This window comes from Clostridium guangxiense (assembly GCF_021043395.1).
In the GTDB taxonomy this organism is placed as follows: domain Bacteria; phylum Bacillota; class Clostridia; order Clostridiales; family Clostridiaceae; genus Clostridium_S; species Clostridium_S guangxiense.
The window spans coordinates 196,896-211,195 of the sequence record NZ_JAJNKE010000001.1 but is presented as its reverse complement, the minus strand read 5'-3'; the positions used below and the strand labels follow the sequence as shown (position 1 = coordinate 211,195).

The window sequence follows — 14,300 nt, the reverse complement described above, 5'->3', positions numbered from 1 at the left end:
CAGTGCAAAAGTCACTGCGCTTTAATTAAATTAGTGAAAAGGGTGATAATGTGAAAAGGCATGTCTATATGGATTATTCAGCAACTACTATGGTTCTTGATGAGGTTGTTGAAGAGATGAAACCATATTTTAGCGAATTCTATGGTAATCCGTCTTCCGCTTATTCTTTTTCAATGAAAAGCAAAATTGCGTTAGATGAGGCTAAAAATACTATTGCAACAATTTTAAATTGTAAAAATGAAGAAGTATTTTTTACTAGTGGTGGTACAGAAAGCGATAATTGGGCACTGATTGGCACAGCTATGGCAAACAAAAATAAGGGGAAACATATAATAACAACTTCTATAGAACATCATGCTATACTTAGTGCTTGTAAGTTTTTAGAAAGCCAAGGGTTCGAAATTACATACCTTCCTGTAAATTCAGAAGGGCTAGTGTCTATAGATGATTTAAAAGGAAGTATAAAAGATGAAACTATATTAGTATCTATTATGGCAGCAAACAATGAGATAGGTACAATTGAACCTATTAATGAAATAGGAAAAATCCTTAAGGAAAAAAATATTATATTTCATACGGATGCAGTTCAAGCAGCAGGGCATATTAAGCTTGATGTAAACCAAATGAATGTAGATTTAATGTCAGTTTCAGGACATAAAATTTATGCACCAAAAGGAATAGGAATACTTTATATTAAAAGAGGAACCCAAATAAGTAATTTGATTTACGGTGGACAGCAGCAAAGAGGAAGAAGAAGTGGAACTGAAAATATACCATATATAGTTGGAATTGCTAAGGCGTTTGAAATAGTATATAGTGATCTTGAAAAAGAAGTTGAAAGGCAAAAAAGATTGAGAGATATTTTTATAAATGAAGCTCTTAAAATTCCAAATGTAAAATTAAATGGACCTAGGGATGAAAAAAGACTTTCAAATAATATAAATTTATGTTTTAATGGAAAAGATGGAGAGGGTATTTTAATAAACTTGGATATGGCAGGTATTTGTGCTTCACTTGGGAGTGCATGTTCTGCTGGGGCAATAGAACCTTCACATGTACTTACAGCCATTGGGCTTTCAAGAGATGATGCAAAAAGTTCAATAAGATTTACAATAGGAAAATTTACAACAGAAGAGGATATTAATTATACCCTAAATAAATTATGCGAAATTTTAAAGTAAATCAGCTATTTCTTTTTCACAAAATTCGTAGAAACATCGATATTTTATGAAAATAAATAGCGATTTACTAATTAAAATTATATAAAAAAGATAAGGTAATGGTGATAATGTATGAATAAAAAAGTTGTTATAGGAATGAGCGGAGGGGTTGATAGTTCTGTAGCGGCTTATTTGCTAAAAAAACAAGGATATGATGTTATAGGAATAACTATGAAGTTAACTCCAGACGATGCTTTTTATAATGAAAAAGAAGGAGGCTGCTGCTCAATTTCAGCTGTTGAAGACGCTAGAAGAGTAGCCTATAAACTTGAAATACCATTTTATGTAATGAATTTTACAGAAGTATTTAAAGATAAAGTAATTGATTATTTTGTAGATGATTATTTAAAGGGCAGAACTCCTAATCCTTGTATTGCATGTAATAAATATATAAAGTTTGATGCTCTTCTTAAAAAAGCTCAAAGTTTAGGTGCCGATTATGTTGCTACAGGTCATTACTGCAAAATTTCAAAAGAAAATGGAAGGTATGTAATAAGAAAATCTGTTGATGATAAAAAAGATCAAACTTATGTTATGTATAATATGACTCAATATCAACTTGAGCATACACTAATGCCATGTGGAGATTATGAAAAGGAGCATATAAGGGAGATTGCAAAGGAAATAGGACTTAATGTGTTTAATAAAAGGGACAGTGAAGAAATATGTTTTGTTCCAGATGATGACCATGGTGGTTTTATCAAAAGACAGTGTCCAAATGATATAAGAGAAGGAAATTTTGTAGATGAAAAAGGAAACTTTATAGGCAAACACAAAGGAATAGCTTATTATACTATAGGACAAAGAAAAGGACTTGGAATATCAGCGGGTAAGAGAATATTTGTAACAGATATAAAAGCAGACAAAAATGAAGTTGTTCTTGGTGATGAAAAGGATATTTTTAAGAATGAACTTATAACAAAGAATAATAATTTTATACCTTTTGATAAATTAGAAGAACCTATGGAAGTAGACGCTAAAATAAGGTATAATGCAAAAACATCAAAAGCCATAATAAGTCCTATAGAGAATGGAAGAGTAAAGATTAAATTTGAAATTCCTCAAAGAGCTATAACTAAAGGACAGTCTGCTGTATTTTATAAAGGAGATCTTTTAGTTGGTGGTGGAATTATAGATGAAATTGTTTAAGACCATAAGTGATTTAAGCAGGGTGTGTGATTTACTTGGAAAAGTGGCTTCTTAGAAATGTAAAAGCAAATATAAATAAATTATCAAAAGAATTTGGAATTAGTGAAGTATTAACAAGAATATTATTAAATAGAGGAATATATAATAAAAGCGATGAAAGGCGTTTTATAAATCCATCTTTAAACATGCTCTATAATGCTAAGTTGATGAAAGATATTGAAAAGGGAGCTTTTATAATAAAGGATGCAGTAGAAGATAGCCAAAGCATATTAATAGTAGGAGATTACGATGTTGATGGGATTATGAGCACATATATGCTTTATGAAGCTATATCTAAATTTACTAATAAAGTGAGCTACTATATTCCTGATAGAATTACAGAAGGATATGGAATTAATGAAAATATAATTTTATATGCTAAAGATAATAATTTTGATGTAATCATAACTTGTGATAATGGAATTGCAGCAATAAAGCAAATGGAAATGGCTAAAAAGTTTGGAATGAAGGTTGTTATAACCGATCATCATGATGTTCCGTTTGTAGAAGAAAATGGAAAAAAGAGTTTTGTGGTGCCCAATGCTGACGCAGTTGTAAATCCTAAACAGGAGGATTGTAAATACCCATTTAATAAGTTATGTGGCGCAGGAGTTATTTTTAAGTTTATACAGGTTCTATATGAAATCATGAATATTGACATATGCCAAAGCTATAGTTTTTTGGAATATGCAGCTATTGCTACAGTATGTGATGTTGTAGATATTATAGACGAAAATAGGATAATTGTAAAAAAGGGACTTGAGCTTATAAATAATACTAAAAACATAGGATTGAAGGCTCTTATTAATGAAGTTGGATTAGGCGATAAGGAAATAAATGTTTATTCACTTGGATTCGTCATAGGACCTACAATTAATGCTGTGGGAAGGCTTAAACACGCAAAAATAGCTTTAAAATTACTTTTATGTAAAGATGAAAAAGAGGCAGTCGAATTTGCAAAAGAGCTTCATGAATTTAATGTGGAAAGACAGGAAATAACAAACTTAGGAGTACAAAAAGCTGAAGAGGTCATAGAAAAGCTTCATTTTTCAATGAATAAAGTTCTTGTGATTCATTTAAACGATATACATGAAAGTGTTGCTGGAATAATTGCAGGAAGAATTAAAGAGAAATATAATGTTCCTACTATAATATTTACAGATGCAAATGAAGGTATTAAAGGCTCCGGTAGGTCAATTGAAGAATACAACATGTTTGAAGGGTTAGTTGAGTGTAGAGACTTAATTGAAAAATTTGGCGGACATCCAATGGCAGCAGGTCTTTCACTTAAAAGTTTAGATATGGTTGATAAGTTAAGAACTAAACTTAATGCAAATTGTACTTTAAGTGATGAAGATATAGTCCCTAAGGTTCATATAGATATGCAGCTTCATATTGATTATGTATCACTAGAACTTTCAGAGGAAATAAAGTCATTAGAACCATTTGGAAAAGGAAATCCCAAGCCTATTTTTGCAGATAAAGCTGTTAGTATAATAAATGCTAATGTAATAGGCAAGAATAAAAATGTGATTAAGTTAAAAATAAAGTCAAATTCAGGAAGAATACTTAATGCTATATATTTTAATGGTGTCTATGAATTTGAAAAAGTTATTATAGATGGATATGGAGAAAATGAACTTAAAAAGCTTTATTCGTCTTATTCCGGCAGCGTAAAGCTTGATATAACTTTCAATATAGAAACTAATGAGTTTATGAATAATAAAACTGTTCAATTAGTTATTAAAAATTTTAGAAATCATAGTGAGCGTACAGCTCGTAAATAAATTACTTGCTGTACGCTATTTATTATAATTTTGATTCATAATCTGCAACCATTTTTTTGACCATCTCTCCTCCAACAGAACCACACTGTCTAGAAGTAAGGTCGCCATTATATCCTTCACTTAGTGGAACATCTAATTCTTTAGCAACTTCCATTTTAAGGTAATCCAAGCCTTCTCTAGCCTCTGGAACTAAATGCTTGTTTGACATGCTTTTCGCCTCCTTTTTAATTTTGTACTAATATTTTAACCCATATTCAAAACAATATGATGGTGGGATTAAGACAAAAAAGGAAGCTTACATTAGTTAATGGACAATTAACTATTTAAAGTATAAAATAACTGCCTTATGTAATATTGTGGAATTTTAAATTTGATTTTAAGGCAATGTATCTATAATTGTGATAAAATGTTTTATGTAATTTATAAGGGAGGATTTTTTTATGAGTAAATTTAAAATTATAATGACAGGTGGAGGTTCGGCTGGCCATGTTACTCCAAATTTAGCTTTAGTTCCAGAACTAAAAAAGCTTGATTATGAAGTCCAGTATATAGGGACTAAAGATGGTATAGAGAGGGGAATTATTAAAAAAGAAAATATAAAATACCATACTATATCTAGCGGAAAACTAAGAAGATATTTTGATTTAAAAAACTTTACGGATCCTTTTAAGGTAATTAAAGGAGTTTTTCAGTCTATAACAATAATGAAAAAAGAAAAACCTAATATAGTATTTTCCAAGGGAGGATTTGTGTCCGTGCCAGTTGTTATGGCAGCTCATTTTTGCCATGTGCCAGTAGTTGCTCATGAATCTGATATCACTCCAGGGCTTGCAAATAAGATAGCTGCACCTTATTGCGACAAGGTATGTGTTACATTTCCAGAATCAATTAAAAATATAAAAGGAGATAAAGCCATTTTAACTGGTACTCCTATAAGACAAGAACTATTTAATGGGAATAAAGCTAATGGACTTCACATATGTGGATTTAAAGGTGACAAAGCCGTTATTTTAGTAATAGGAGGAAGCCTAGGATCAAAGGTAATCAATGATCAAGTTCGTGGAATTTTAAAGGAACTATTAAAAGTATATGATGTAATTCATATTTGTGGCAAGAATAATATTGATAACAATTTACTAAAATTAAATGGGTATAAGCAGTTTGATTACGTATCTGATGAATTACCACATCTTATGCAAGCAGCAGATATTGTTATATCAAGGGCAGGTGCCAATGTGATTTTTGAACTTTTAGCGCTTAAAAAACCTAATATATTGATACCATTATCTAAAAAATCAAGCAGGGGTGATCAAATATTAAATGCAGCTTCATTTAAAAAAGCTGGATATAGTATTGTAATACAAGAAGAAAATTTAAATGCAGAAACTCTTAAAAATAAAATAAGTGAATTGTATATAAATAGAAAAAATTATATAGATAAAATGAATTCAAGTACTGCAAGAGATGCAGTTGATAACATAATTGGACTAATAAATAAGTATAAAAGATAATATTATGTGTTGTATAACAGAAAACGTTATATGATGGAACTATATGAAATTTTTAAAATATACATTTTTAATGTTTTACAAGTAATTTAAAAAATTAAGGGAGCTGTCGCACTAATAATTATTTAATATGTAATTTAAAAATATTGCGAAGTAATAGTTAACTTTTTTCGCCTGAAAAGAAGGCGAAAAAGCTAAGGGTGAAGGGTTTTAACTTGCGCTGCTCGTTAAAAGGTGAACTTTTTTACCTTTAGTAAAAAGCTAATGATGATTTTCCTCCGCTTATCTACGGAAAATCTTTGATTTAAATTAATAATTTTTCCGCAGCAAAGCGGAAGAAAAATCACCTTAACTTTTGGCTTTAGCCAAAAAGTTCACCTTTAACGTGCAAAGCATCGTCAAACCCTTCACTTTTCACACAAGTGAAAAAGTTAGTCTTTTAACGAGCTAAGTGAGTTAAAACCCTTCACTTATTTTAGTTCGCAATATTTTTAGATTACGTTTGAATAATTTTTTAGTGCGACAGCTCCATGTACCTTAGTTAAATTGTATCCCAATATTTTGCTCAATCTAAAATTTCAAAGTGTTTTTATTTTTCATAATCATTGGCTATTTCAAAGTAACCTTGAGGATATTTGCAAACAGGACATATAGTTGGAGCAGTTGTTCCTAAATATATAAATCCGCAATTTTTACATTTCCAATAAGTCTGTTCCTTCCTATTATATATAGTTTTTTCTGAAAGTCTATTTTTGAAATCTAAAAACCTTTTTTCGTGGCTTTTCTCTATTGCAACTATATTATTAAAAGCAGCTTCTATTTCGGGATATCCTTCTTCATTAGCAATTTTTGCAAAGGAAGGATAAGCTGTGCCCCATTCCTCTTTTTCTCCTTCAGCAGCATATTGTAAATTTTGTTCTGTGTTTCCATATCCTATTGGATATTCCGTATCTACTTTTATTTGAGATTTTCCAAGACCTTGAACTAAAAAATCAAAGAAAACCTTGGCATGAGCTCTTTCGTTTTCTGCGGTTTCTATAAATATAGAATAAATTTGATTATAACCTTCTTTTTCAGCAGCCCTAGCATATATTGTATACCTATTTCTTGCCTGAGATTCTCCAGCAAAAGCTTTTGCAAGATTTTCAGCAGTTTTTGAATTTACTAAACTTTTCATTTTAAAGCCTCCAATTTTTTTATTTATAGATAGACAACTTAAAAGGTTAAAATGACTAATGCCAAATTAATCCTGTTGAACTGGAAGTTGTAAAGCAGAGTAGGGAGTACAGAGTAGAGAGTACCGTGAATGTAGATTTACCTTTCGTTTCACTTAGGTAAACCTTAAAACCTAATAGTGTCAGCTGCGCTGAACACTATGTTTTATGCCATGCGTAAGCATTAAGTTTTAGATTTTTCGAAGCATAGAGGAGAAAAATCATTCTTCACTGTACTCTGTACTCCCTACTCTCTACTCTGAGTTAAGTTCCAGTTTGTTAGGATAAACTTGAATTTTGCAATTTTGAAGTTCCAAGTTGTGTACCTATAAAAAAAGTTGTACTATAACAATTTTATAGGTATAGTATTTCCAAAATTCCTAAAAATAAATATATAAAAATTTTAGGGAGGAAGAAAAGTATTATGAAAAAATATTTTAAACAAGTATTAATTTTATCAGTGGTGTTTATGCTCTCGATGCAAATGAGTGCATATGCAAAAATACAGGAAAAGACCTATACTTATGTTATCAAAGCAGGGGATACATTGTGGAAAATAGCAGTGAAAAATCAAACTGGGGTATCTGAAATAGTTGCATTAAATCCTAAAATAGCAGATCCTAATATGATAATTACTGGTCAAACAATAAAGCTGCCAGATATAAGAACCACTCAATCCCAGGAAAGTGAAGTGGCAAGACTTGTTAATGTGGAAAGAAGTAAAGTTGGGCTTGCACCTTTGAAATTAAATTGGGAACTTTCAAGAGTAGCCAGGGTTAAGTCACAGGATATGTCAGATAAAAATTATTTTTCACATAACTCACCTACCTTTGGATCTACATTTTCACTAATAGGAAAATATGGAATAGTTTATTCTGCAGCGGGAGAAAACATAGCCTATGGATATACTACACCATCTTCAGTTATGAATGGTTGGATGAATTCACCTGGTCATAGAGCTAATATTTTAGGAAAACAGTATAATCAAATAGGTGTTGGTATGGTCAAAAGTTCAAGCGGACAGATATATTGGACTCAAGTATTTATAAAGCAATAAAAGGCTTTAAATCAAAAGCGCAGCAGCTGCAATATATAGTGGAAAAACTTGAAATGGTTTTCAAAGTAGTATATAATTAAAATGCTTTAATAATTTTGTTGAAACTTTTTGGATAAAGTAGTATTATAATTAACTGGGTTAATAAATTATTCATTTGTTTACATTCATTCTAAAAAAGCAAAAGTGAGAAAGATTGTAAATAAAGAAGATAAGCAAAGATTTTTTAGATTTATGTGGGAATAATTATTTAAAAATAGTTTTGCTTAAAAATTTTTTTATAGTATAGTTAAAAATGTAACAAACTCTGGTAAGTTTTTATAGGCAAATTATTTTGCCTATAATTCCTAATATAAAAATATTTTGTATTTAAAGGAAGGGGTAAACAAGTATGAAAAAAATGAAAACTATGGATGGTAATACTGCCGCAGCTCATATATCATATGCATTTACTGATGTTGCAGCAATTTATCCTATTACTCCATCATCACCAATGGCAGAACATGTAGATGAATGGGCAACTCAAGGAAGATTAAATCTCTTTGGACAAAAAGTTAAAATAATGGAAATGCAATCAGAAGCAGGAGCTGCTGGTGCAGTTCATGGTTCACTTCAAGCAGGAGCTTTAACAACTACATACACAGCTTCACAGGGTATGCTTTTAATGATACCAAACATGTATAAAATCGCAGGAGAACTTTTACCTGGAGTATTTCATGTTAGTGCTAGAGCATTAGCTACTCATTCTTTAAATATATATGGAGATCATCAGGATGTTATGGCTGCTAGACAAACTGGTTGTGCTCTTCTTGCTGAAGGAAGTGTACAAGAAGTTATGGATTTATCAGCAGTAGCCCACTTAACAGCTATAAAGGGAAGAGTTCCTTTTATAAACTTCTTTGATGGATTCAGAACTTCACATGAAATTCAAAAAATTGAAGTAATGGACTATGAAGATTTAAGAGGATTACTAGACATGGATGCTGTTAATGAATTTAGAAGAAATGCATTAAATCCAGATCATCCAGTTCAAAGAGGAAGCAATGAAGGTTCAGATGTTTACTTCCAAGGAAAAGAAGCTCAAAATAAATTCTACGATGCAATTCCTGAAATGGTTGAACATTACATGGGAGAAATAAGCAAAATCACTGGTAGAGAATATCACTTATTCAACTACTATGGAGCAGAAGATGCTGATAGAGTAATCATAGCTATGGGTTCTGTTTGTGATACTGTAGAAGAAACTATTGATTATTTAAGAGCTAAAGGAGAAAAAGTAGGAGTATTAAAAATACATCTTTATAGACCTTTCTCTGTTGAACATTTCTTGAAATATATACCAAAAACAGTTAAAAAAATTGCTGTTCTTGATAGAACAAAAGAACCTGGTTCTCAAGCTGAGCCATTATATCTTGATGTTGTTAAAGCATTCTACAATGCAGAAACAAGACCAGTTATAGTTGGAGGAAGATACGGACTTGGTTCAAAAGATACATTACCAGTTCACATTTATTCAGTGTTTGAAAACTTAAAAGCAGCTGCACCAAAAGATGGATTTACTATAGGTATAGTTGATGATGTTACAAATACATCTCTTCCAGTTCCAGAAATTGAAATAGATACAACACCAGAAGGAACTAAAACATGTAAGTTCTGGGGTCTTGGTTCAGATGGTACTGTTGGTGCAAACAAGAGTGCTATAAAAATCATAGGAGACCATACAGAAATGTATGCTCAAGGATACTTTGCTTATGATTCAAAGAAATCAGGCGGTATAACAGTATCACATTTAAGATTTGGTAAAAAGCAAATAAAATCACCATATTTAGTTGATAAAGCAGACTTTATTGCTTGTCATAACCAAAGTTATGTTCATAAGTATGATGTTCTTGCAGGACTTAAAAAAGGCGGAAATTTCTTACTTAATACAATCTGGAGTCCAGAAGAATTAGAAGAAAAACTTCCAGCTTCAATGAAAAGATATATTGCTAAGAATAATATTCATTTCTATACATTAAATGCTATAAAGATTGCTCAAGCAATAGGTCTTGGCGGAAGAGTAAACATGATTTGTCAAGCTGCTTTCTTTAAAATTGCAAACATCATCCCAGTAGAAGATGCTGTTAAATACTTAAAAGACGCAGTTGTAACAAATTACGGTAAAAAAGGTCAAAAAGTTGTTGATATGAACAACGCTGCAATAGATCAAGGTGTTGGAGCTATTGTTAAAATAGATGTTCCAGCAGCATGGGCTGATGCAAAAGATGAAGTTAAGGATGAAGCACCAAAGCCTAAGTTCATAACTGACATACTTGAACCAATGAATAGACAAGAAGGAGACAAACTTCCAGTAAGCGCATTTACAGGAAAAGAAGATGGAACATATCCTGTTGGAACAGCAGCTTATGAAAAGAGAGGAATTGCAATAAACATTCCTGAATGGGATGCAGATAAATGTATCGAATGTAATCAGTGTTCATTTGTTTGTCCTCATGCAGTAATAAGACCAGTTCTTGCAACTGAAGCAGAAGTTAAAAAGGCTCCAGAAGGAATGAAATTTAAGAAAGCAATGGGAGTTAAATCAACTGAAGAATTAAGTTTCTCAATAGTTATAAGCCCACTTGATTGTACAGGATGCGGAAATTGTGCTCAGGCTTGCCCAGCTAAAGAAAAAGCTTTAGTTATGAAGCCAGCTGAAACTCAATATGATGCTGCAAAATACTTTGATTATGGAGTAAGTCTTCCAGAAAAGAAGGAAATTGCAAACAAATATACAGTTAAAGGAAGCCAATTTGAAAAGCCACTTCTTGAGTTCAATGGAGCTTGTGCAGGATGTGGAGAAGCATCTTACGCTAAACTTATAACTCAATTATATGGAGATAGAATGATGGTAGCTAATGCTACAGGTTGTACATCAATTTGGGGATGTAGTGCTCCTTCAATGCCATATACAACTAATGAAAATGGACAAGGACCAGCATGGGCTAACTCATTATTTGAAGATAATGCTGAATACGGACTTGGAATGCTTCTTGGAGTTAAACAATTAAGAGAAAGAATGGCAGATCTTGCTGCTGAAGCAATCAATTCTGGAGTTAGTGCAGAACTTAAAGCAGCACTTCAAGATTGGATTGAAAACAAAGAAAACGGAGAAGCTTCAAGAGCAGTTGTAGATAAATTATTACCTTTACTTGAAAAAGAAAAAGATTCAAACGCAGCTCTTGCAGAATTATATACAAATAAAGATTACCTAGTTAAGAGATCTCAATGGATATTTGGTGGAGACGGCTGGGCTTACGATATAGGATACGGCGGTGTTGACCATGTTCTTGCAAGCGGAGAAGATGTAAACATATTTGTATTCGATACAGAAGTATATTCTAATACAGGTGGACAATCATCAAAAGCAACTCCAGCTTCTGCTATAGCTCAATTTGCAGCTTCAGGTAAGAAGACAAAGAAGAAGGATCTTGGAATGATGGCTATGAGCTATGGTTATGTATATGTTGCTCAAGTAGCTATGGGTTCAGATAAGAATCAGTTATTAAAAGCTTTAAAAGAAGCAGAAAACTATCATGGTCCATCACTTATAATAGGATATTCACCATGTATTAATCATGGATTAAAAGCAGGAATGGGCTGCAGTCAGTTAGAACAGAAAAAAGCTGTAGATTGTGGATATTGGGCACTTTACAGATATAACCCATTATTAAAAGAAGAAGGAAAGAATCCATTCGTTCTTGATTCAAAAGAACCAACAGGAAACTTTAAGGAATTCTTACTTGGAGAAGTTAGATATGCTTCATTAAAGAAAGTATTCCCTGATAAAGCTGATGAATTATATGCTAAGACAGAAAAAGATGCAAAAGAGAGACTTGAAGGATATAAGAAATTAGCTAATCAATAATAAAAAAGGGCGTTTAGCCCTTTTTTATATTATGTAGTGAAATTAATTTTAAAATATTTGTAGAATATATTAATGTATTGTAGAAATAAATTAAAATATTTTAAAAAACCCCCTTTTAAAATTAATAAAATAAGGTTAGAATTATAACATAAAGATATGCAGCTTTAAATTTAAAGTTATATATCTTTAGTGAGAAAAGGAGGCAATATATATGGATGAAAAAGAAAACCTAAATACATGTGACTGCGGTTGCTGCGGAGAGGAACATGAGCATGAAGAACATCATCATGATTGTGACTGCGGATGCGATTGTGGTGAACATGAGCCAATGATGGTTGAACTTGAGGATGAAAACGGAAATTCAATTTCTTGTGAAATTGTAGACGGTTTTGTGTATGAAGATAAAGAATTTGTATTAGTTCAAAATCCTCAAAATGATTCAGTGTACTTATTTAAAGTTGAAGGGGAAGAAGGAGAACTTGTAATCCCTGATGACAACGAATTTGAAGCTGCTTCTAAATATTATGAAAGCATTGTTTCAAAGTAAAGTAGTACTGTAGCTTAACTATTAATGGTTTTAATCCTTTTCTATATAAGAATTTTTATTAGATAAAAATGTAATAGATTCTTTTATATAGAGTTATTTTAAGGTCGATGCATTTTGCATCGACTTTTTTAAAAAATATATAATAAATATGGAGATAATCTTATGGAAAAACTTGCTATATTTGATGTTGATTATACTCTTACAAAGAGAGAAACTTTATTAGAGTTTTATTTGTTTATGATAAAAAAGAAACCTAAGCTTGTTATATATTTACCTAAGAATGTCATTTCGGCTTTTCTATTTTCAATAGGAATTTTTACAGCAAAAACTGCAAAGGAAAACTTTATATCGTTTATTGATGGCGTAGATGAAAATAAGATGAAAGAGTATGTTAAGGAATTCTATCATAAAAGGCTTTCGCATATACTGTATGTTGATGCTATAAATACAATGAAGAAGCTAAAAAGTGAAGGATATAAAATATTTCTTATATCTGCATCCGCAGAATTTTATTTAAATGAATTTTATAATTTAAAAGAAGTTGATAAAGTTATAGGAACTAGGTTTACCCGTGAGGATGGAAAGTACAGAAAAAAAATTATAGGTGAAAATTGTAAAGGAGAAGAAAAGGTAAAAAGATTAATGGAAGTTTTAAAAGAAGAAAAAATTAATGTTGATTTTAAAGCATCATACATGTATTCTGACTCTCTATCAGATTTGCCTTTGTTTAAATTAGTAGGTCATCCTTATCTTGTTAATCCTAAAAAGAAAGATGATAATATTGAAATTGTTAAATGGAAATAAAGTAAGCTTGGGGGAATTTAAATGGAAATAATTGAAAATGATTACTATATATTTAATGAGGATATAAAAGGCTCAAATGAGTTTGATGGAAATTTTATTTCAAAGGGTAAATCTTTATATGAAGTTATAAGAATATATAAGGGTATACCGTTATTTTTTGAAAAACACATTTATAGGATGATTAATTCTGCAAATATATCTAATTTAAAGCTGCCATTTAATAATGAAAAATTAAAGGACTCAATATTGAGGCTTACTGAAATAAATAAAGTTCAGTTTGGAAATATTAAGGTGGTATTTAACTTTTATAATAATGAATGTAATTTTTACTGTTACTTTATTAAACATCATTATCCTAGTGAAAAAGATTATAAAGAGGGAGTAGCTACTATACTATTTAAAGGTGAGAGAAAAAATCCTAATGCTAAAATTATGGATGTTAGCTTTAGAGAAGGTACAGATAAAGCCATAAAAAATAAAAGGGTATTTGAAGCTATATTAGTTGATAGAAATGGAAACATAACAGAGGGCAGCAAATCCAATATATTTATGGTTAAAGGAGACTGCATTTATACATCACCTGTAGAAGATGTTTTGCCAGGGATAACAAGAGATATAATTATAAAAGTAGTTTTAGAATGTGGATATAAAATTAAAGAAGAACGTGTTAATTATGAAAACATAAAATATATGGATGGACTATTTATTTCTGGTACATCACCAAAAGTACTTCCTATTAATAAAGTTGATACTATATGTTTTGATTCTTCTAATAATTCAGTTATAAAAGAAATTCACAAATCCTATGATAATTACATTGAACAATATGTAAGTCAGTTTTCATAAATTATTACTTACAGTTTTAATTCTCACTACTATCTACTCTAAATTAAATTTTGATTTGTGAGGATACACTTTGAACTTACAATTTTTGGACTCTAGGCTGTTTATCTATATTAGTATACTGACTTAAATGAGAAGTAAAGTAATATGCTGATAAAAAGTAAAAAAATATAAAGTATTTGTAAAATTTTACGATAAAAAATAAGTGTATTATGTAAAAAAAGGTAA

At 30.7% G+C, this 14,300-nt stretch carries 11 protein-coding genes; 9 read left to right on the top strand and 2 right to left on the bottom strand.

Going from position 1 to position 14,300, the window contains the following annotated elements; translation table 11 throughout:
- Positions 1 to 68 precede the first annotated feature (68 nt).
- The 3 genes from LQK79_RS01145 to recJ all read left to right on the top strand — a co-directional run bounded on the left by LQK79_RS01145 (position 69) and on the right by recJ (position 4,195).
- A complete protein-coding gene (locus LQK79_RS01145) occupies positions 69 to 1,181 on the top strand; it encodes a cysteine desulfurase family protein (RefSeq protein WP_231015154.1) in 1,113 nt (370 codons plus the stop codon).
- Between the two features lie 111 nt (positions 1,182 to 1,292).
- Positions 1,293 to 2,369: a tRNA 2-thiouridine(34) synthase MnmA gene (gene mnmA / locus LQK79_RS01140; protein WP_231015153.1), complete on the top strand. Its 1,077-nt coding sequence runs from the start codon at positions 1,293 to 1,295 to the stop codon at positions 2,367 to 2,369.
- Between the two features lie 35 nt (positions 2,370 to 2,404).
- Positions 2,405 to 4,195: a single-stranded-DNA-specific exonuclease RecJ gene (gene recJ, locus LQK79_RS01135; RefSeq protein ID WP_231015151.1), complete on the top strand. Its 1,791-nt coding sequence runs from the start codon at positions 2,405 to 2,407 to the stop codon at positions 4,193 to 4,195.
- 22 nt (positions 4,196 to 4,217) lie between these two features.
- Here recJ and LQK79_RS01130 read toward each other — a convergent pair whose 3' ends face one another.
- A complete protein-coding gene (locus tag LQK79_RS01130) occupies positions 4,218 to 4,403 on the bottom strand; it encodes an alpha/beta-type small acid-soluble spore protein (RefSeq protein WP_231015149.1) in 186 nt (61 codons plus the stop codon).
- A gap of 232 nt (positions 4,404 to 4,635) precedes the next feature.
- Between LQK79_RS01130 and LQK79_RS01125 the strand changes: the two genes are divergently transcribed.
- Entirely contained in the window at positions 4,636 to 5,706 is a 1,071-nt protein-coding gene (locus LQK79_RS01125) for an undecaprenyldiphospho-muramoylpentapeptide beta-N-acetylglucosaminyltransferase (RefSeq protein ID WP_231015148.1), read from the top strand.
- Between the two features lie 586 nt (positions 5,707 to 6,292).
- On the opposite strand, the gene rbr is transcribed toward LQK79_RS01125, so the two are convergent.
- Positions 6,293 to 6,880 (bottom strand): rubrerythrin, encoded by a 588-nt coding sequence (gene rbr / locus LQK79_RS01120; protein ID WP_231015147.1) that lies wholly within the window; start codon positions 6,878 to 6,880, stop codon positions 6,293 to 6,295.
- A gap of 461 nt (positions 6,881 to 7,341) precedes the next feature.
- Here rbr and LQK79_RS01115 point away from each other — a divergent pair, with 461 nt between their 5' ends.
- The 5 genes from LQK79_RS01115 (at position 7,342) to LQK79_RS01095 (ending at position 14,075) form a co-directional block, all read left to right on the top strand.
- Entirely contained in the window at positions 7,342 to 7,974 is a 633-nt protein-coding gene (locus LQK79_RS01115) for a CAP domain-containing protein (RefSeq protein ID WP_053241007.1), read from the top strand.
- A gap of 388 nt (positions 7,975 to 8,362) precedes the next feature.
- On the top strand, positions 8,363 to 11,878 hold the full coding sequence (gene nifJ, locus LQK79_RS01110; protein WP_231015145.1) for a pyruvate:ferredoxin (flavodoxin) oxidoreductase: 3,516 nt from the start codon (positions 8,363 to 8,365) through the stop codon (positions 11,876 to 11,878).
- A gap of 211 nt (positions 11,879 to 12,089) precedes the next feature.
- A complete protein-coding gene (locus LQK79_RS01105) occupies positions 12,090 to 12,425 on the top strand; it encodes a DUF1292 domain-containing protein (protein WP_053241006.1) in 336 nt (111 codons plus the stop codon).
- A 162-nt stretch (positions 12,426 to 12,587) separates the two neighbouring features.
- The gene (locus tag LQK79_RS01100) at positions 12,588 to 13,229 is read left to right on the top strand and encodes an HAD-IB family hydrolase (RefSeq protein ID WP_053241005.1); all 642 of its coding nucleotides are present in this window, start codon (positions 12,588 to 12,590) and stop codon (positions 13,227 to 13,229) included.
- 21 nt (positions 13,230 to 13,250) lie between these two features.
- Positions 13,251 to 14,075 (top strand): aminotransferase class IV, encoded by an 825-nt coding sequence (locus LQK79_RS01095; RefSeq protein WP_231015143.1) that lies wholly within the window; start codon positions 13,251 to 13,253, stop codon positions 14,073 to 14,075.
- The last annotated feature ends 225 nt before the right edge of the window (positions 14,076 to 14,300 follow it).